Genomic DNA, 18,267 nt, shown 5'->3' on the forward strand with positions numbered 1-18,267 from the left:
ATGCCCGCACATCAACGGCGCGAGCGAGACGAGGCACCATGGCTCCCCTGCAGTACGACTTCGTCATCGTCGGCGGTGGATCGGCCGGCAGCGCACTGGCGAACCGGCTCTCGGCCGACCCCGGCAACCGGGTGCTGGTCCTGGAAGCCGGCCGCTCCGACTACCCCTGGGACGTCTTCATCCACATGCCCGCGGCGCTCACCTACCCCATAGGCAGCCGCTTCTACGACTGGAAGTACGAGTCCGAGCCCGAGCCCCACATGGGCGGCCGGCGCATCTACCACGCGCGCGGCAAGGTGCTCGGCGGCTCCAGCAGCATCAACGGCATGATCTTCCAGCGCGGCAACCCCATGGACTACGAGCGGTGGGCGGCCGATGCCGGCATGGAGACCTGGGACTACGCCCACTGTCTGCCCTACTTCCGCCGGATGGAGAACTGTCTGGCGGCCGACCCGGACGACGAGTTCCGCGGCCATGACGGACCCCTCGTGCTGGAGCGCGGCCCCGCCACCAACCCGCTCTTCACCGCCTTCCTCAAGGCCACCGAGGAGGCGGGCTACGCCCCGACGGACGACGTCAACGGCTACCGGCAGGAAGGGTTCGCCAAGTTCGACCGCAACGTCCACCGCGGGCGCCGGCTGTCGGCCTCCAAGGCCTACCTCAAGCCTGCCATGAAGCGGCCGAACCTCACGGTGAAGACGCGTGCCCTCGTCACCCGGGTGCTCTTCGAGGGCAAGCGGGCCGTCGGCGTCGAGTACCGGCGCGGCAAGGGCGCTCCCCAGCAGGTCCGCGCCGGCGAGGTGATCCTGTGCGGCGGCGCGATCAACTCCCCGCAGCTGCTGCAGCTCTCCGGTGTCGGCAACGCCGCCGAACTGTCCGCCCTCGGCATCGACGTCGTCCACGACCTGCCGGGCGTCGGCGAGAACATGCAGGACCACCTGGAGGTGTACGTCCAGTACGGCTGCAAGCAGCCCGTCTCCATGCAGCCGTACATGGCGAAGTGGCGCGCCCCCTTCATCGGGCTGCAGTGGCTGTTCCGCAAGGGCCCCGCGGCCACCAACCACTTCGAGGCGGGCGGCTTCGCCCGCAGCAACGAGGACGTGGACTACCCCAACCTGATGTTCCACTTCCTGCCGGTCGCCGTCCGCTACGACGGCTCCTCGCCGTCCGGCGGCCACGGGTACCAGGTGCACGTCGGGCCCATGTACTCGGACGCCATCGGATCGGTGAAGATCAAGAGCAGGGACCCGCGGGTCAAGCCGGCGCTGCGCTTCAACTACCTCTCCACCGAGCAGGACCGCCGGGAGTGGGTCGAGGCGATCCGCGTCGCCCGCAGGATCCTCAACCAGCCCGCCCTCGCCCCCTACAACGCCGGCGAGATCTCGCCCGGAACCTCCGTCGAGACCGACGAGGAGATCCTCGCCTGGGTCGCCAAGGAGGGCGAGACCGCGCTGCATCCCTCGTGCACCTGCAAGATGGGCACCGACGAGATGTCCGTCGTCGACCCGCTGAGCATGCGTGTGCACGGACTGGACGGGCTGCGCGTGGTGGACGCCTCGGTGATGCCGTACGTCACCAACGGCAACATCTACGCGCCGGTGATGATGATCGCCGAGAAGGCGGCCGACCTCATCCTCGGCAAGGAGCCGCTGGAGCCGTCGAAGGCCGCGTACTACCGCCACCGCGACGCCCAGAAGCAGGCCGGGTGAGCCATGGGCGCCGACGCCCTGCAAGAGCTGCTCACCCGGGTCCGCTACGAGGTGCTGCCGGCGAAGGCGACCGAGGAGAAGGTCCTCGCCCATGTGCCGCGAGACGTCGTGGTCACGGTCACGGCGTCGCCGGTCAAGGGGCTGGAGCCGACGCTCGGCCTCACCGAGCGACTGGCGGCGCACGGATACCGCGTGGTCCCGCATGTGCCCGCACGGCTGCTGCGGGACGACGCACACGTGAAGGACGTCGCCGAGCGGCTGCGTGCGGCGGGCGTCGACGACGTCTTCGTGCCGGCCGGTGACGCCGATCCGCCGGCCGGGCCGTACGACGGAGCGCTGGCGGTGCTGCGCGCCCTGAGCGACCTGGGCAGACCCTTCGCCGAGCTGGGCATCACCGGTTATCCGGAGAGCCATCCGCTCATCCATGACGACATCACCATCCAGTCGATGTGGGACAAGCGGACGCACGCCACGTACATCGTCAGCAACCTGTGCTTCGACCCGCGTGTGCTCGGCGACTGGATCACCCGGATCCGGCGCCGCGCCATCACCCTGCCCGTGTACGTGGGCGTCGCCGGGCCCGTCCAGCGGGCGAAGCTGCTGTCGATGGCGACGAAGATCGGGGTGGGGGAGTCGACCCGCTTCCTCACCCGGCACCCCTCCTGGTTCCTGCGGTTCGCGGCACCCGGCGGATACGCCCCCGAGCGGCTGCTCGGCCGCGGCGCCGAGGCGTTCACCGGGGCCGCGGCCGCCGTGGCCGGCCTTCACCTCTTCACCTTCAACCAGATCGCCGAGACGGAGCACTGGCGCCGTGCGGCACTGGACCGGCTGGGCGGCTGACGTACGCGGGTGGGCGACGCGGCGGCGGCCAAATCGAGATACACCGACCCCTTGACGGGTCTCGGCCGATTCGGCCAGGGTGTTCCACCACAAGCAATTCAATGCACAATGCGCAACGAATTCTTCGAAGGGCGCGGCCGTGACAGATCTGTACGTGGACGGAGAATGGCGCGCCGCGGTGGCCGGCGGCCACCGGGAGATCCGCTGCCCCGCGGACGGCACGCTGGTCGCGACGGTCCAGGAGGCGACCCGCCCCGACACCGAGGCGGCGATCGCCGCCGCCCGGCGCGCCTTCGACGAGGGCCCCTGGCCCCGTACCCCCGAGCGGGAGCGCGGCGCGCTGCTGCTGCGCACCGCCGACATCATCGAGCGCGACGCCAAGGAGTTCGCCCGCGCCGAGTCCCTCGACACCGGCAAGCGCCTGGTCGAGAGCGAGTACGACATCGCCGACGTCGTCTCCTGCTTCCGCTACTACGGCGGCATCGCCGGCACCAGCGCGGGACGGGTGATCGACACCGGACGCGACGACGCCCTCAGCCGGGTCAGCTACGAGCCCGTCGGCGTGTGCGGACTGATCACGCCCTGGAACTACCCGCTGCTGCAGGCCAGTTGGAAGGTCGCCCCCGCTCTTCTCGCGGGCAACACCGTCGTCCTCAAGCCCAGCGAGCTGACGCCCTCCACCTCCGTCCTGCTGATGAAGGCGCTCGAGGAGGCGGGCCTCCCGGCCGGCGCCGCCAACCTGGTGCTGGGTGCCGGAGCCGAGGCGGGCGCGCCGCTCGCCGAGCACCCGGCCGTCGACATGGTGTCGTTCACCGGAGGCCTGCAGACCGGACGGCACATCATGGCCACGGCCGCCGCGACGGTGAAGAAGGTCGCGCTGGAACTCGGCGGCAAGAACCCGAACGTGGTCTTCGCCGACGCCGACTTCGCCACCGCCGTCGACTTCGCGCTCACCGCCGTCTTCCTGCACTCCGGGCAGGTCTGCTCGGCCGGCGCCCGTCTGATCGTCGAGGACTCGATCCACGACGCCTTCGTCGACGAGGTCGTACGCCGCGCCCGGCTCATCCGCCTCGGCGGCCCCTTCGACCCCGAGGCCGAGACCGGGCCGCTGATCTCCGCACAGCACCGCGAGAAGGTCGAGGCGTACGTCGCCGCAGGCCTGGCCGAGGGCGCCGTACTGCGCTGCGGAGGCGCGCGCCCCGACGACCCCGCGCTCGCGGACGGCTTCTACTACCCGCCCACCGTCCTCGACGAGTGCCGGCAGGACATGCGCGTGGTGCACGAGGAGTCCTTCGGACCCGTGCTCACCGTCGAACGCTTCCACGACGAGGACGACGCCGTCCGCATCGCCAACGACACGGAGTACGGCCTCGCCGGAGCCGTCTGGACGCAGGACGCGGGCAGGGCCCAGCGGGTCGCCCGCAGGCTGCGCCACGGCACCGTGTGGATCAATGACTACCACCCCTATGTGCCGCAGGCGGAATGGGGTGGCTTCGGGCACTCGGGCGTGGGCCGTGAGCTGGGACCGACCGGCCTGGACGAGTACCGAGAGCCCAAGCACGTCTGGCAGAACATCCAACCCCGGCCGCAGCACTGGTTCCGCGGCTGAACGCCGAAAGAGGTCGATCATGACCCCAGCACAGACCGAGGTGTCGCAGCGGCGCGACACGTCCCAGCATCCCAAGGACCGCACCCCGGTCATCTCCGTGCGCCGGCTGTGGAAGGTGTTCGGGCCGAAGGCCGACGAGGTGCCGGGCTCCGCGGAGTTGTGCGGACTCACCCGCCGCGAGCTCATGGACCGCACCGGCTGTACCGCCGCCGTACGGGACGTCGACTTCGAGGTGTCGCCCGGCGAGGTCTTCGTCGTCATGGGCCTGTCCGGCTCCGGAAAGTCCACCCTGGTGCGATGTCTGACCCGGCTGATCGAACCCACCGCCGGGGAAGTCGTCTTCGAGGGCGAGGACATCCGCGGCGCCGACGCCCGCCGGCTGCGCGAACTGCGCCGCAGCAAGTTCTCCATGGTCTTCCAGCACTTCGGCCTGCTGCCGCACCGCAAGGTCGTCGACAACGTGGCGTTCGGGCTGGAGATACGCGGCATGAGCAAGGCCCAGCGCACCAAGCGCGCGCTGGAGACCGTCGAACTGGTGGGCCTGGCCGGATACGAGAACTCCTACCCCGACCAGCTCTCCGGCGGTATGCAGCAGCGCGTCGGTCTCGCCCGCGCCCTGGCGGGCGACCCCGACGTCCTCTTCTTCGACGAGCCGTTCTCCGCGCTCGACCCGCTGATCCGCCGCGACATGCAGAGCGAGGTCATCCGCCTGCACCACGAGGTCGGCAAGACCATGGTGTTCATCACCCACGACCTCTCCGAGGCCCTGAAGCTCGGCGACCGCATCCTGATCATGCGCGACGGCAAGACCGTCCAGTGCGGCACCGGTGACGAACTGGTCGGCGCCCCGGCGGACGACTACGTACGCGACTTCGTGAAGGACGTGCCGCGTGGCGACGTCCTCACCCTGCGCTGGATCATGCGCCCGGTGGAGAGCGAAGACGCCCTGGACGGACCCGAGTTGGGACCGGACGTCGTGGTGCGCGAGGCCACCCGTACCGTGCTGGCCGCCCACAAGCCGGTCAAGGTCGTCGAGAACGGCAAGCTGCTCGGCATCGTCGGCGACGAGGAGATCCTCTCCGTCGTCGCGGGACAGGCAGCCGGTCAGGAAGGCGGTGCGTGATGGCCGTCGCCGCCGACGCGACCGCGCCGGTCGCGACGATACGTGAGCGGGTCAGCCGCCCGATGGTGGTGGCGGCGATCCTGCTGGCCTGGCTGGTGCTCTTCGCCGTGCTGCGCGGCAGGCAGACGCTGGCCCTCGCCGCGGCCGACCTCACCGGCCTGCACCGCTGGCTGAACGACGTCAACGACAGCATCGGGGCCAACCGCAACTCCAACCCGGTCTTCCTGTACTTCTTCAACGAGATCCGGCTGGCCATCGACAACCTGGTGACCTTCGTTCAGTCGCTGATCTCCCAGCCCACCGGCACCCGCCCGGTCCCGCAGATCGGCTGGCTCGGCGTCGTGGGACTCACCGGCTATGTCTCCTGGGCCGTGGGCAACTGGCGGGTCGCCCTGCTGGCGGTCGCGGGATTCACCTTCTTCGGGCTGCAGGGCCTGTGGCAGGAGAGCATGGACACGCTGGCGCTGACCCTGTCGGCGGTCCTCGTGGCGCTGCTCATCGGCATCCCGCTGGGCGTGTGGGCCGGGCTCTCCGACCGGTTCAACCGGATCATGACGCCCTTCCTGGACTTCATGCAGACGATGCCGACCTTCGTCTACCTCGCCCCGCTGACCCTGATCTTCCTCATCGGCGGGGCCTCCGCCGTGATCACCACGGTGATCTACGCGGCACCGCCCGCCATCCGCATCACCGCACACGCCATCCGCTCGGTGCCCGAGACCACCGTCGAGGCCGCGGACTCGCTCGGCACCACACGGTCGCAGCAACTGCTGAAAGTGCTGCTGCCGATGTCGAAGCGCACCGTGGTCATGGGCGTCAACCAGACCATCATGGCCGCCCTGGCCATGGTGACCATCGCCGCCCTGATCGACGCGCCCGGCCTCGGCAAGACCGTCGTACAGGCCCTGCAGTCGCTCGACGTCGGCACGGCCTTCAACGCGGGCCTCGCCATCGTCGTCATGGCCATCGTGCTGGACCGGGTCACCACCGCCGCGGCCGCACGCGCCGACACGGCCCGGCGCAGCGGTGACCGGCTGCGGAAGTGGCGCCGTCCGCTGCTGGTGGCGGGCGGGATCGCGGCCGCCGTCCTGGTCTACCTGTCGCACACGTACGTCTGGGCGGCGGAGTTCCCCGGCAACGGCAGCACCGGCAGTCACATCGCGAGCGCGGCCGACACGACGACCACCTGGCTGCAGGACCACCTCTCGGGACTGACCAACGGCGTCCGGGACATCATCACCAACGGTCTCCTGAACCCGTTCCAGACACTGCTCACGGACTCCCCCTGGTGGCTCGTCGGCATCACCCTGGTCGCGCTCGGCGCGGTGCTCGGCGGCCGGCTCGCCGCGGTGACGGCCGCCGTGTGCGTCGGGCTGCTCGTCGGCACCGGGCTGTGGTCGGACAGCATGACGACCCTCGCCTCGACCGCCGTGGCCACGGTGCTGGTGATGCTGTCCGGCGTCGTCTTCGGTGTGTGGATGGGGCGCAGTCAACTGGTGGACCGGATCGTGCGGCCCAGCCTGGACGCCGCACAGGTCATGCCGCCGTTCGTCTATCTCGTGCCGTTCCTGGCCCTCTTCGGCGCCACCCGGTTCACCGCGATCGTCGCGGCCGTCGTCTACGCGGCGCCCGTCGCGATCAAGATCATCGCGGACGGTGTGCGGAACGTGTCCGAGGCCACCGTGGAGGCGGCCACCTCCGCCGGGTGTAACACCTGGCAGATCATCACCAAGGTCCAGCTGCCGATGGCACGCAGTGCCCTGACCCTGGCGACCAACCAGGGTCTGATCTATGTGCTGTCGATGGTTGTGGTGGGCGGCCTGGTAGGGGCAGGCGCCCTCGGCTACGACGTCGTGGCCGGATTCTCGCAGGGACAGCTGTACGGCAAGGGGCTGGCGGCAGGGCTCGCCATCGTACTGCTGGGAGTCATGTTCGACCGGATCACGCAGGCTGCGGCGCGACGCACCAGGGCATAAGGAGCACGACACCATGGCAAGACACTGGCGAGCCGGAGCGGCCGGCCTGGCCGTCCTCGGCCTCACCCTCACGGCCTGCTCGGGAGCGAAGGTCGGCGACAGCACCTCCGCCGGCGCGAAGTCCTCGGGCGGCAAGTGCGGCGCCTTCAACCTGGCCGTCAACCCGTGGGTCGGCTACGAGGCGGACGCGGCGGTTGTCGCGTACGTGGCGCAGCACGACCTCGGCTGTACGGTCAACAAGAAGGACCTGAAGGAGGAGATCGCCTGGCAGGGCTTCGGCACCGGCGAGGTCGACGCCGTCCTGGAGAACTGGGGCCACGACGATCTGAAGAAGAAGTACATCACCGAGCAGAAGACCGCCGTGGAGGCGGGTTCGACCGGCAACAAGGGCGTCATCGGCTGGTTCGTGCCGCCGTGGCTGGCCAAGGCCCACCCGGACATCACCGACTGGAAGAACCTGAACAAGTACGCCGCCAACTTCAAGACCTCCGAGTCGGGCGGCAAGGGCCAGCTGCTCGATGGGGACCCGTCGTACGTCACCAACGACGCCGCCCTGGTCAAGAACCTGAAGCTGAACTTCAAGGTGGTGTACGCGGGCAGCGAGACCGCGCTCATCCAGGCCTACCGCACCGCCGAGAAGAACAAGCAATGGGTGATCGGCTACTTCTACGAACCGCAGTGGTTCATGTCGGAAGTGCCGCTGGTGAAGGTCAACCTGCCCGCGTACACGAAGGGCTGCGACGCCGACGCGGCGAAGGTGGCCTGTGACTATCCCGTGTACGACCTGGACAAGATCGTCAGTGCCCAGTTCGCCAAGTCGGGCAGCCCGGCGTACAAGCTGGTGAACAACTTCCACTGGACGAACGACGACCAGAACACCGTGGCCAAGTACATCGCCGTGGACAAGATGTCGGACGACGCGGCGGCCAAGAAGTGGGTCGAAGCCAACCGCGACAAGGTCGACGCCTGGCTGAAGTAGCAGGGGGTCGCAAAGGCCGGCTGAGGACGCCCGGCGGGCGGTGTGCACCAGTGCGCACCGCCCGCCGGGCATTGCCGTGTTCCAGGCCGTTTTCCGACGTCACCGACCCCTTGACACCCTCCATGGCGACAGGCACATTGAGTTGCGCAACCTGAATCACGTTGCGCAACAAGCAACTGAACCGGTATCGAGTTCGGAGGTTGGGCGATGGCGGGACCCCGAGTGGTCATCATCGGAGCGGGCGTCGTGGGAGCCGCCCTTGCGGACGAGATCTCCGCGCGCGGCTGGACCGAGGTGACCGTGGTCGACCAGGGCCCCCTCCCGGCCACCGGGGGCTCCAGCTCGCACGCCCCGGGCCTGGTCTTCCAGACGAACGCCTCGAAGACCATGACGGAGCTGGCCCGGTACACGGTCGAGAAGTTCTGCTCCCTCGAGGTGGACGGCAAGCCCTGCTTCCTCCAGGTCGGCGGCCTCGAGGTGGCGACCAGCCCCGAGCGGCTCGCCGAACTCCGGCGGCGCCACGGCTGGATCACGGCCTGGGGCATCGAGGCGCGCCTGCTGACCGCGGACGAGTGCGTGGCGAAGCACCCGCTGGTCGACCGCGACAAGGTCCTCGGCGGCCTCCTGGTCCCCACCGACGGCCTCGCCAAGGCCGTCCTGGCCGTCGAGGCGCAGATCCGCCGGGCCACCGGGCGCGGCGTGCGCTTCCTCGCCCGGCACGAAGTCCTCGACGTGACGCAGAGCGCGGGCCGCGTCACCGCGGTGGTGACCGACCAGGGCGAGATCGAAGCCGACATCGTCGTGTGCTGCGCCGGCATCTGGGGCCCGAAGATCGCCCGCATGGTCGGGATGAACCTGCCGCTCACCCCGCTCGCCCACCAGCTCGCCTGGACCGGCCCGGTCCCCGCCCTCGCCGGCCAGACCGAGGAGGCGGTCCGCCCGATCCTGCGCCACCAGGACGCCGACCTCTACTACCGCGACCGCTACGACGGCCTCGGCATCGGCTACTACGGCCACCGCCCCATGCCGGTCTCCGCCGACGACATCCTCTCCGTGGACGAGGCCGAGGAGATGCCCTCGGTGCTGAAGTTCACCGAGGAGGACTTCGAGGACGCCTGGACCGAGACCCAGTCCCTGCTCCCGGCCACCAGGGAGGCCAAGGTCGAGGAGGGCATCAACGGCCTGTTCTCCTTCACCACCGACGGCTATCCGCTGCTCGGCGAATCCCCGGACGTCAAAGGCTTCTGGGTCGCCGAGGCCGTGTGGGTCACCCACTCCGCGGGCGTCGGCCGGGCCGTCGCCGAATGGCTGGTCGACGGCTACTGCTCCTCCTTCGACCTGCACGAGTGCGACGTCAACCGCTTCGAGCCGCACCAGCTCTCCCCGGAGTACGTCCTGGCGCGCGACTGCCAGAACTTCGTCGAGGTCTACGACATCCTCCACCCCCTCCAGCCGGCCGGGAAGCCGCGCCCGATCCGCACCAGCCCCTTCTACGTCCGCCAGCGGGAACACGGCGCGTTCTTCCTGGAGGCGAACGGCTGGGAGCGCCCCCAGTGGTACGAGGCCAACGCCGCGCTGGTCGAGGGACGAGACATCCCCATCCCCAACGACTGGGCCGCCCGCTACTGGTCGCCCATCGTCGGTGCCGAGGCCCAGGTCACCCGCGAGAAGGTCGCCCTCTACGACATGACCGCCCTCAAGCGCCTGGAGGTCAGCGGCCCCGGAGCCGCCGACTTCCTGGAGGGCCTGGTCACCGGCAAGGTCGCCAAGTCCGTCGGCTCGGTGACGTACACGCTGCTCCTGGACCACGACGCCGGCATCCGCAGTGACGTCACCGTCGCCCGCCTCGCCCGTGACCTCTTCCAGGTCGGCGCCAACGGCAACCTGGACCTCGACTGGTTCACCCGCCACCTGCCCGCCGACGGCCGCGTCCAGGTCCGCGACATCACCGCCGGCACCTGCTGCATCGGTCTGTGGGGCCCGCTCGCCCGGGAAGTCCTCCAGCCGCTCACCGACGAGGACTTCTCCAACGACGGCCTGAAGTACTTCCGCGCCAAGCACGCCTACATCGGCAGCGTCCCGGTCACCGCGATGCGGCTGTCGTACGTCGGCGAGCTGGGCTGGGAGCTGTACACCACCGCCGACCAGGGCCTGAAGCTGTGGGACACCCTGTGGGCCGCGGCCGAGCCGCTGGGCGGCATCATCGCCGGCCGCGGCGCCTTCAACAGCCTCCGACTGGAGAAGGGCTACCGCTCCTTCGGCACCGACATGACCTACGAGCACGACCCCTACGAGGCCGGCGTCGGCTTCGCCGTCAAGCTCGACAAGGGCGACTTCCTCGGCAAGGCCGCGCTGGAGCGGCGCAAGACCGACGTGCGGCGCAGGCTGAGCTGCCTCACCATCGACGACCCGCGGGCGGTCGTCATGGGCAAGGAGCCGGTGTACGACGGCGACCGCGCCGTCGGCTATGTCACCAGCGCCGCGTACGGCTACACGATCGGCAAGGGGATCGCCTACGCGTGGCTCCCGGCGGAACTGGCCGAGCCCGGCAGGACCGTGCAGATCGGCTACTTCGACCAGCGGATCGAGGCGGTCGTCGCCGAGGAGCCGTTGTTCGACCCGGCCATGTCCCGCCTTCGCGGCTGAGCGTTCGAGGGGAGTACCGCACGTGACCGCACAACTTCTCGACGGCAAGGCCACCGCCGCTGCCATCCGGCGTGAACTCGCCGAGCGCGTGGCCAAGTCGACGGCCCTGACCGGCCGCCCGCCCGGCCTCGGTACCGTCCTCGTCGGCGACGACCCGGGCAGTCACGCCTACGTCTCCGGCAAGCACCGCGACTGCGCGCAGGCCGGCATCGCCTCCCTGCGCCGCGAGCTGCCCGCCGACGCCACCCAGCGGCAGGTCGAGGACGTCATCGACGAACTCAACGCCGACCCCGCCTGCACCGGCTACATCGTCCAGCTTCCGCTGCCCCGCCACCTGGACGCCAACGCCGTCCTGGAGCGCATGGACCCCGCCAAGGACGCCGACGGACTGCACCCGGTCAACCTCGGCCGGCTCACCCTCGGCGTCGAGGCGCCCCTGCCGTGCACCCCGCGCGGCATCGTCGAACTGCTCCGCCGCCACGACGTGCCGCTCGCCGGAGCGCGGGTGTGCGTGGTCGGCCGGGGCATCACGGTCGGACGGCCCATCGGACTCCTGCTCACCCGCAGGTCCGAGAACGCCACCGTCACCCTGTGCCACACCGGAACCAGGGGCCTGGCCTGGCACATACGCGAGGCGGACATCGTCATCGCGGCGGCCGGCTCGCCCGGACTGATCACCAAGGACATGCTGCGCCCCGGCGCGGCCGTCCTGGACGTCGGCATCACCCGCACCGAGCACGGGCTCGTCGGCGATGTCCACCCGGAGGCCGCCGAGGTCGCCGGATGGCTCGCGCCGATGCCCGGGGGAGTGGGACCCATGACCCGAGCCATGCTGCTCGCCAACGTCGTCGAGGCCGCCGAGAGGAACGCGACCACCGTATGAACGCGCTGAACACGCCCTTGGCGGAGCTGGACCCCGAGGTCCACGAGGCCCTCCGCGCCGAGCTGCACCGCCAGCAGTCCACCCTGGAGATGATCGCCTCCGAGAACTTCGCGCCCACCGCCGTGATGGAGGCGCAGGGCTCGGTCGCGACGAACAAGTACGCCGAGGGCTATCCCGGCCGCCGCTACTACGGCGGCTGCGAACACGTCGACGTCACCGAGCGGCTGGCGATCGAACGCGTCAAGTCCTTGTTCGGCGCCGGCTACGCCAATGTCCAGCCGCACTCGGGCGCCCAGGCGAACACCGCCGTGTTCTTCGCCCTGCTCCAGCCCGGCGACACCGTCCTCGGCCTGGATCTCGCGCACGGTGGCCACCTCACCCACGGCATGCGCATCAACTACAGCGGCAGGATGCTCAACGTCGTGCCGTACCACGTCTCGGAGACGGACAACCTCGTCGACATGGACGAGGTGGAGCGGCTCGCCAAGGAGCACCGGCCCAAGTTGATCATCGCGGGCTGGTCGGCGTATCCCAGGCAGCTGGACTTCGCGGCCTTCCGCCGGATCGCCGACGAGGTCGGTGCCCTCCTCATGGTCGACATGGCGCACTTCGCGGGCCTGGTCGCCGCCGGACTGCACCCCAGCCCCGTCCCGCACGCACACGTGGTCACCACCACCACGCACAAGACCCTCGGCGGTCCCCGCGGCGGCGTGATCCTCACCAATGACGCCGACATCGCCAAGAAGATCAACTCGGCCGTCTTCCCCGGCATGCAGGGCGGCCCGCTGGAGCACGTCATCGCGGCCAAGGCGGTCTCCTTCAAGGTCGCTGCCTCGCCCGAGTTCGCCGAACGCCAGGCCCGCACCCTGGCCGGCGCCCGCATCCTCGCCGAACGCCTCACCCGGCCCGACGCGGCCACGGCCGGAGTGAAGGTGCTGACGGGCGGCACGGACGTCCACCTGGTCCTCGTCGACCTGCGGGACTCCGAACTCGACGGAAAGCGCGCAGAGGACCTGCTGCACGAGATCGGCATCACCGTCAACCGCAACGCCGTCCCTTTCGACCCGCGCCCGCCCATGGTCACCTCCGGCCTGCGCATCGGCACCCCGGCCCTTGCCACCCGGGGCTTCACCGAGGAGGACTTCGCCGAGGTCGCCGACGTGATCGCGCTGGCCCTCCAGCCCGAGCCGGACGTGGCCACCCTGCGTGCCCGAACCGAGGCGCTGGCCGCCAGGCACCCGCTCTATCCGCACCTCTCGCACGACGGAGACGCCCGATGAGCCCCCGCACCCCCGGCGCCGACCTGCCCGACCACCCGGACTGGCTCTGGCGCACCCCCGAGCCCAAGCGGTCGTACGACGTGGTGATCGTGGGCGGCGGCGGCCACGGCCTGGCCACCGCCCACTACCTGGCGAAGAACCACGGCATCACCGATGTCGCGGTCCTGGAGAAGGGCTGGCTCGCGGGCGGCAACATGGCCCGCAACACCACGATCATCCGCTCCAACTACCTCTGGGACGAGAGCGCCGGCATCTACGAGCACGCCCTCAAGCTCTGGGAGGGCCTGGAGGAGGAGCTGGACTACCCGATCCTCTTCTCCCAGCGCGGCGTACTGAACCTCGCCCACAGCCTGCAGGACGTGCGCGACAGCGTCCGGCGGGTCGAGGCCAACCGGCTCAACGGCGTCGACGCCGAATGGCTCGACGCCGAGCAGGTCAAAGAGGTCTGCTCGATCGTCAACACCTCACCCGACGTGCGCTATCCGGTCCTCGGCGGCACCTACCAGCCGCGCGCCGGCATCGCCAAGCACGACTACGTGGCCTGGGGCTTCGCCCGCTCCGCGGACGCCGCCGGCATCGACATCATCCAGAACTGCGAGGTCACCGGACTGGACGTGGTGGGCGGCCGGGTGGTCGGCGTACAGACCACGCTCGGGCCGATCGCCGCGGGCAAGGTGGCCCTGTGCTCGGCCGGCCACACCTCGGTCCTCGCCGCCATGGCCGGCATCGAACTGCCCCTCCAGAGCCACCCGTTGCAGGCGCTGGTGTCGGAACTCCTGGAGCCGGTGCACCCGACGGTCGTCATGTCCAATGCGGTCCATGTGTACGTCAGCCAGGCGCACAAGGGCGAACTGGTGATGGGCGCGGGCATCGACGCCTACAACTCCTACACCCAGCGCGGCGCGTTCCACATCATCGAGGAGCAGATGTCGGCGGCCCTGGAACTCTTCCCGGTCTTCGCCCGGGCCCATGTGCTGCGCACCTGGGGCGGCATCGTCGACGTCAGCCCGGATGCCTCGCCCATCGTCGGCCTCAGCCCGGTAGACAACCTCTACCTCAACTGCGGCTGGGGGACGGGGGGTTTCAAGGCCACCCCGGGTGTCGGCTGGGTCTACGCCCACACCATCGCCCACGACACTCCCCACGCCCTGAACGCCCCCTTCTCGCTCGACCGTTTCACCACCGGCGCGCTCGTCGACGAGCACGGCGCGGCCGCGGTGGCCCACTAGGGAGCCGAACCATGCTGCTCATCACCTGCCCGTGGTGCGGGCCCCGCGACGAGGCCGAGTTCCACTACGGCGGCCAGGCCCACGTCCCCTACCCCGAGGACCCCGCCGCCCTCACCGACGAGGAGTGGGCGCGGTACCTGTTCTTCCGCGACAACCCCAAGGGCCCCTTCGCAGAGCGGTGGAGCCATGCGGCGGGCTGCCGCAAGTGGTTCAACGCGGTGCGGAACACGGCGACGAACGAGATCCTGGCGGTGTACCGGGTGGGGGAGACGCCCCCGGAGACGCTGGAGCCCCGTCCGGAGCAACCAGCCTGTCCGGCGTTTGAGGACGAGGCCCGTTCAGGGCCGACGGGGGTCCAGGGGGTGGAGCCCCCTGGCGGGGTCGACGGGGCAGAGCCCCTGGAGGATGGGACGGGTAGCGGCGGCGGGGGCGACCATCCCTTCCGCACCCCCACCGGCGGCCGAATCGACCGCGGCACCCCCCTCACCTTCACCTTCGACGGCACCGAATACGAGGGCTACCGGGGCGACACCCTCGCCTCCGCCCTCCTCGCCAACGGCGTCGTCCAGGCCGCCACCAGCATCAAACTGGGCCGCCCCCGAGGCATCTTCTCGGCCGGCGTGGAGGAACCCAACGCGGTCGTCCAGATCGAGGCCCCCTTCCCGGAGCCGATGCTCCCCGCGACCACGGTCGAACTCTACGACGGCCTGGTCGCGAGCAGCCTTCCCGGCCAGGGCCGCCTCGCCACCGAACCGGACCCCGCCCGCTACGACGCCGTACACGCCCACTGCGACCTGCTGGTCGTCGGCGCAGGCCCGGCCGGGCTCGCGGCGGCAGCGGCGGCGGCGAGCACCGGCGCCCGCGTCATCCTCGCCGACGACCAGCCCGAACTCGGCGGCAGCCTGCTCGGCACCGGCCGGCACCTCGACTGGGTCGAAGCGACACGCGCGCGCCTCGAAGCGGCCCCCGAGGTGCGCGTCCTGCGCCGCACCACCGTCTTCGGCCACTACGACGACAACCACCTCCTCGCCGTCGAGCGCCGCACCAACCACCTCGGCGCCGAGGCCCCGGCGAACGTCTCCCGCGAGCGCGTCTGGCGGATCCGCGCCCGGCACGTCGTACTCGCCACCGGCGCCCACGAGCGTTCGCTGGCGTTCGGCGACAACGACCGCCCCGGCGTGATGCTGGCGGCCTCGGCGCGGACGTACCTCCACCGGTACGCCGTGCTGCCCGGCCGGCACGCGGCCGTGTTCACCACCAACGACAGCGCCTACGCCGCCGCACTCGACCTGAAGGCCGCGGGCGTGGACATCGCGGCGATCGTCGACACCCGGCCCGAGCCCAGGGAGTGGGCCGAGCGCGCCCGGTCCGCCGGGATCGAGGTGCTCGCCGGGCACGCGGTCACCGGCACCGAGGGCGGGGCCCGGCTCACCGCGGTGACGGTCGCCCCGTACGGGGAGTGCGCCGGACAGCGGGAGTTCGCCGTCGACCTGCTCCTGGTCTCCGGCGGCTGGAACCCGGTCGCGCACCTGTTCAGCCAGGCGGGCGGCAGGCTTCGCCACGACGACGCACTCGGCGCGTTCGTCCCCGACACCGGCCGCCAGGCGGTGGAGGCCGTGGGCAGCGCGAACGGGGCCTTCGATCTCGCCACGGTCCTCGCGCAGGGCGCGGCGGCCGGCGCCCGCGCGGTCGAGGCGGAGGGCTACACCGCCGAGGCGCCCGCTCTCCCGGCCGTGGCCGCACAGCCGTACACCCCGCCCATGCAGGTCTTCACCATCCCCACCGGCACCGGCGCCCCCCGGTTCGTCGACCTCCAGCGTGACGTCACGGTCGACGACCTGGCGCGAGCGACGGGGGCGGGGCTGCGCTCGGTGGAGCACACCAAGCGCTACACCACCGCCGGCACCGGGGGTGACCAGGGCAGGACGGCCGGCGTCCTGGCCAGCGGGGTCGTGGCCGAACTCCTCGGCGTGGACATCTCCGCGCTCGGCCTGCCCACCTTCCGGCCCCCGTACACGCCCGTCTCCTTCGCCGCCCTCGCCGGGCGCGACCGCGGCGCCCTCAGCGACCCGGTCCGCACGACGGCCCTGCACACGTGGCATGTGGCGCACGGGGCGCTGTTCGAGAACGTCGGCCAGTGGAAGCGGCCCTGGTACTACCCGCAGGACGGCGAGGACATGGAGACCGCCGTGCTGCGCGAGTGCCGTGCCGCCCGCGACGGCGTGGCCTTCATGGACGCCTCCACCCTCGGCAAGATCGATGTGCAGGGCCCGGACGCGGCGCTGTTCCTCGACCGGCTCTACACCAACATCATGAGCACCCTGAAGGTCGGGATGATCCGCTACGGCGTGATGTGCCGCCTGGACGGGATGGTCTTCGACGACGGCACGGTCATCCGGCTCGCCCAGGACCGCTTCCTGGTCACCACCACGACCGGCAACGCGGCGGCCGTCCTGGACTGGATGGAGGAGTGGCTGCAGACCGAGTGGCCCGAACTGCGGGTCCACTGCACCTCGGTCACCGAGCAGTGGGCCACGGTGGCCCTGGTCGGTCCGAAGTCCCGCGAGGTCCTCGGCTCGCTCGCGCCCCGACTCGCCGTCGGCAACGATGACTTCCCGTTCATGGCGTGGCGGGAGACGACCGTCTCCGGCATCCAGGCGCGCGTGTGCCGGATCAGCTTCTCCGGTGAACTCGCCTACGAGATCAACGTCTCGCCGTGGGACGCCCTCGCCCTGTGGGAGGCGCTGTACGAGGCCGGCGCCCCGTACGGCATCACCCCGTACGGCACCGAGACCATGCACGTGCTGCGTGCCGAGAAGGGCTACCCGATCGTCGGCCAGGACACCGACGGCACGGTCACCCCGCAGGACCTCGGCATGGGCTGGGCGGTCTCCAAGAAGAAGCCCGACTTCATCGGCAAGCGCTCCTACGCCCGCGCGGACACCGTCCGCCCCGACCGCAAGCACCTCGTCGGGCTCCTCACCGAGGACCCGGCCGCCTTCCTGCCGGAGGGCACGCATCTGGTTGCCGACGGCGAACTGCCCGCGCCGCCCGTGCCGATGCTTGGTCATGTCACCTCCAGCTACCGCAGCGCGGCGCTCGGCCGGACCTTCGCGCTCGCTCTGATCAAGGGCGGCCGGGACCGGATCGGTGAACGTCTCTACGCACCCGTCGGCGACCGGCTGGTCCCGGTGACCGTCGCAAGCCCCGTCCTCTACGACCCCGAGGGAGCCCGCCGCGATGGCTGACACCGCCCTGACCGCACGGCAGCGCAGCCCCCTGGCCGACGCCGCCCACCGCCTGGCCGCCGCGACCCGCGCCTCCCGGGGCGCGATCCGGCTGGCCGAACTCCCCTTCCTGGCCCAGGTGAACGTCCGCCTCGACGCCAAGGGCCCGGCCGCGGACGCCGTCGGACTCGCCCTGGGACTCCAACTGCCCCTGGAACCCAACACCGTCGTGCACGCGGGGGACGTGACCGTGGTGTGGCTCGGCCCCGACGAATGGCTCGTGGTGGGCCTGCGCGGCACCGAGCGGGATCTGGAGAGCCGGATCCGCGCGGCGGCGGGAGACGAACCGGTCTCCGTCACCGACGTCTCCGCCCAGCGCACCACCCTGCTGGTCGGCGGACCCCGCGCGCGCGACCTGCTGGCCCACGGCAGCTCGCTGGACCTGCACCCGCGCGCCTTCGGCCCCGGCCGCTGCGCCCAGACGACGCTGGCCCGCACCCAGGTCGTCCTGGTGGCCCGCGACGAATCCCGGGCCGGCTTCTGGGTGCTGGTGCGCTCCTCGTTCGCCGGCTACCTGGCGGACTGGCTGCTGGACGCGGCCGTCGAATACCGGTGAGCGGCCCGGCAGGGCGGCAGAGATGACCCGGCGGGGGGGGGGGGGGGGGGGGGGGGGGGGGGGGGCCCCCCCGCCCCCCCCCCCCCCCCCCCCCCCCCCCCCCCCCCCCCCCCCGGGGCGGCCCCCCCCCCCCCCCCCCCCCGGGGCGGC

The 18,267-nt window shown here is 71.0% G+C and carries 12 protein-coding genes; all 12 read left to right on the top strand.

Annotated elements, in window-relative coordinates; translation table 11 throughout:
* Positions 1 to 38 precede the first annotated feature (38 nt).
* The 12 genes from betA to ACFYOH_RS26125 all read left to right on the top strand — a co-directional run bounded on the left by betA (position 39) and on the right by ACFYOH_RS26125 (position 18,117).
* The gene (betA, locus tag ACFYOH_RS26070) at positions 39 to 1,709 is read left to right on the top strand and encodes a choline dehydrogenase (protein WP_388629867.1); all 1,671 of its coding nucleotides are present in this window, start codon (positions 39 to 41) and stop codon (positions 1,707 to 1,709) included.
* 3 nt (positions 1,710 to 1,712) lie between these two features.
* A complete protein-coding gene (locus tag ACFYOH_RS26075) occupies positions 1,713 to 2,549 on the top strand; it encodes a 5,10-methylenetetrahydrofolate reductase (protein WP_388629869.1) in 837 nt (278 codons plus the stop codon).
* A gap of 139 nt (positions 2,550 to 2,688) precedes the next feature.
* Positions 2,689 to 4,158: an aldehyde dehydrogenase family protein gene (locus tag ACFYOH_RS26080; RefSeq protein WP_388629871.1), complete on the top strand. Its 1,470-nt coding sequence runs from the start codon at positions 2,689 to 2,691 to the stop codon at positions 4,156 to 4,158.
* Between the two features lie 19 nt (positions 4,159 to 4,177).
* A complete protein-coding gene (locus tag ACFYOH_RS26085; protein WP_388629873.1) occupies positions 4,178 to 5,281 on the top strand; it encodes a glycine betaine/L-proline ABC transporter ATP-binding protein in 1,104 nt (367 codons plus the stop codon).
* The gene (locus ACFYOH_RS26090; RefSeq protein WP_388629876.1) at positions 5,281 to 7,257 is read left to right on the top strand and encodes an ABC transporter permease; all 1,977 of its coding nucleotides are present in this window, start codon (positions 5,281 to 5,283) and stop codon (positions 7,255 to 7,257) included. Before ACFYOH_RS26085 ends, ACFYOH_RS26090 begins: the two co-directional genes overlap by 1 nt.
* A 13-nt stretch (positions 7,258 to 7,270) precedes the next feature.
* Positions 7,271 to 8,236, top strand: coding sequence for an ABC transporter substrate-binding protein (locus ACFYOH_RS26095; RefSeq protein ID WP_388629879.1), 966 nt, complete (start codon positions 7,271 to 7,273; stop codon positions 8,234 to 8,236).
* A 207-nt stretch (positions 8,237 to 8,443) separates the two neighbouring features.
* Entirely contained in the window at positions 8,444 to 10,882 is a 2,439-nt protein-coding gene (locus tag ACFYOH_RS26100) for an FAD-dependent oxidoreductase (RefSeq protein ID WP_388629881.1), read from the top strand.
* A gap of 22 nt (positions 10,883 to 10,904) precedes the next feature.
* On the top strand, positions 10,905 to 11,765 hold the full coding sequence (locus ACFYOH_RS26105; RefSeq protein ID WP_388629884.1) for a bifunctional methylenetetrahydrofolate dehydrogenase/methenyltetrahydrofolate cyclohydrolase: 861 nt from the start codon (positions 10,905 to 10,907) through the stop codon (positions 11,763 to 11,765).
* Positions 11,762 to 13,045, top strand: a complete 1,284-nt coding sequence (glyA, locus tag ACFYOH_RS26110; RefSeq protein WP_388629887.1) for a serine hydroxymethyltransferase — start codon at positions 11,762 to 11,764, stop codon at positions 13,043 to 13,045. Before ACFYOH_RS26105 ends, glyA begins: the two co-directional genes overlap by 4 nt.
* Positions 13,042 to 14,274 (top strand): sarcosine oxidase subunit beta family protein, encoded by a 1,233-nt coding sequence (locus ACFYOH_RS26115; protein WP_388629889.1) that lies wholly within the window; start codon positions 13,042 to 13,044, stop codon positions 14,272 to 14,274. The genes glyA and ACFYOH_RS26115 overlap by 4 nt, the downstream gene beginning before the upstream one ends.
* Before the next feature lie 11 nt (positions 14,275 to 14,285).
* Positions 14,286 to 17,522, top strand: coding sequence for a sarcosine oxidase subunit delta family protein (locus tag ACFYOH_RS26120; protein ID WP_388629891.1), 3,237 nt, complete (start codon positions 14,286 to 14,288; stop codon positions 17,520 to 17,522).
* Positions 17,515 to 18,117 (top strand): sarcosine oxidase subunit gamma, encoded by a 603-nt coding sequence (locus ACFYOH_RS26125; protein WP_388629894.1) that lies wholly within the window; start codon positions 17,515 to 17,517, stop codon positions 18,115 to 18,117. The genes ACFYOH_RS26120 and ACFYOH_RS26125 overlap by 8 nt, the downstream gene beginning before the upstream one ends.
* The last annotated feature ends 150 nt before the right edge of the window (positions 18,118 to 18,267 follow it).

Origin of the sequence: Streptomyces sp. NPDC007856 (assembly GCF_042868225.1) — a bacterium.
Lineage (GTDB): Bacteria > Actinomycetota > Actinomycetes > Streptomycetales > Streptomycetaceae > Streptomyces.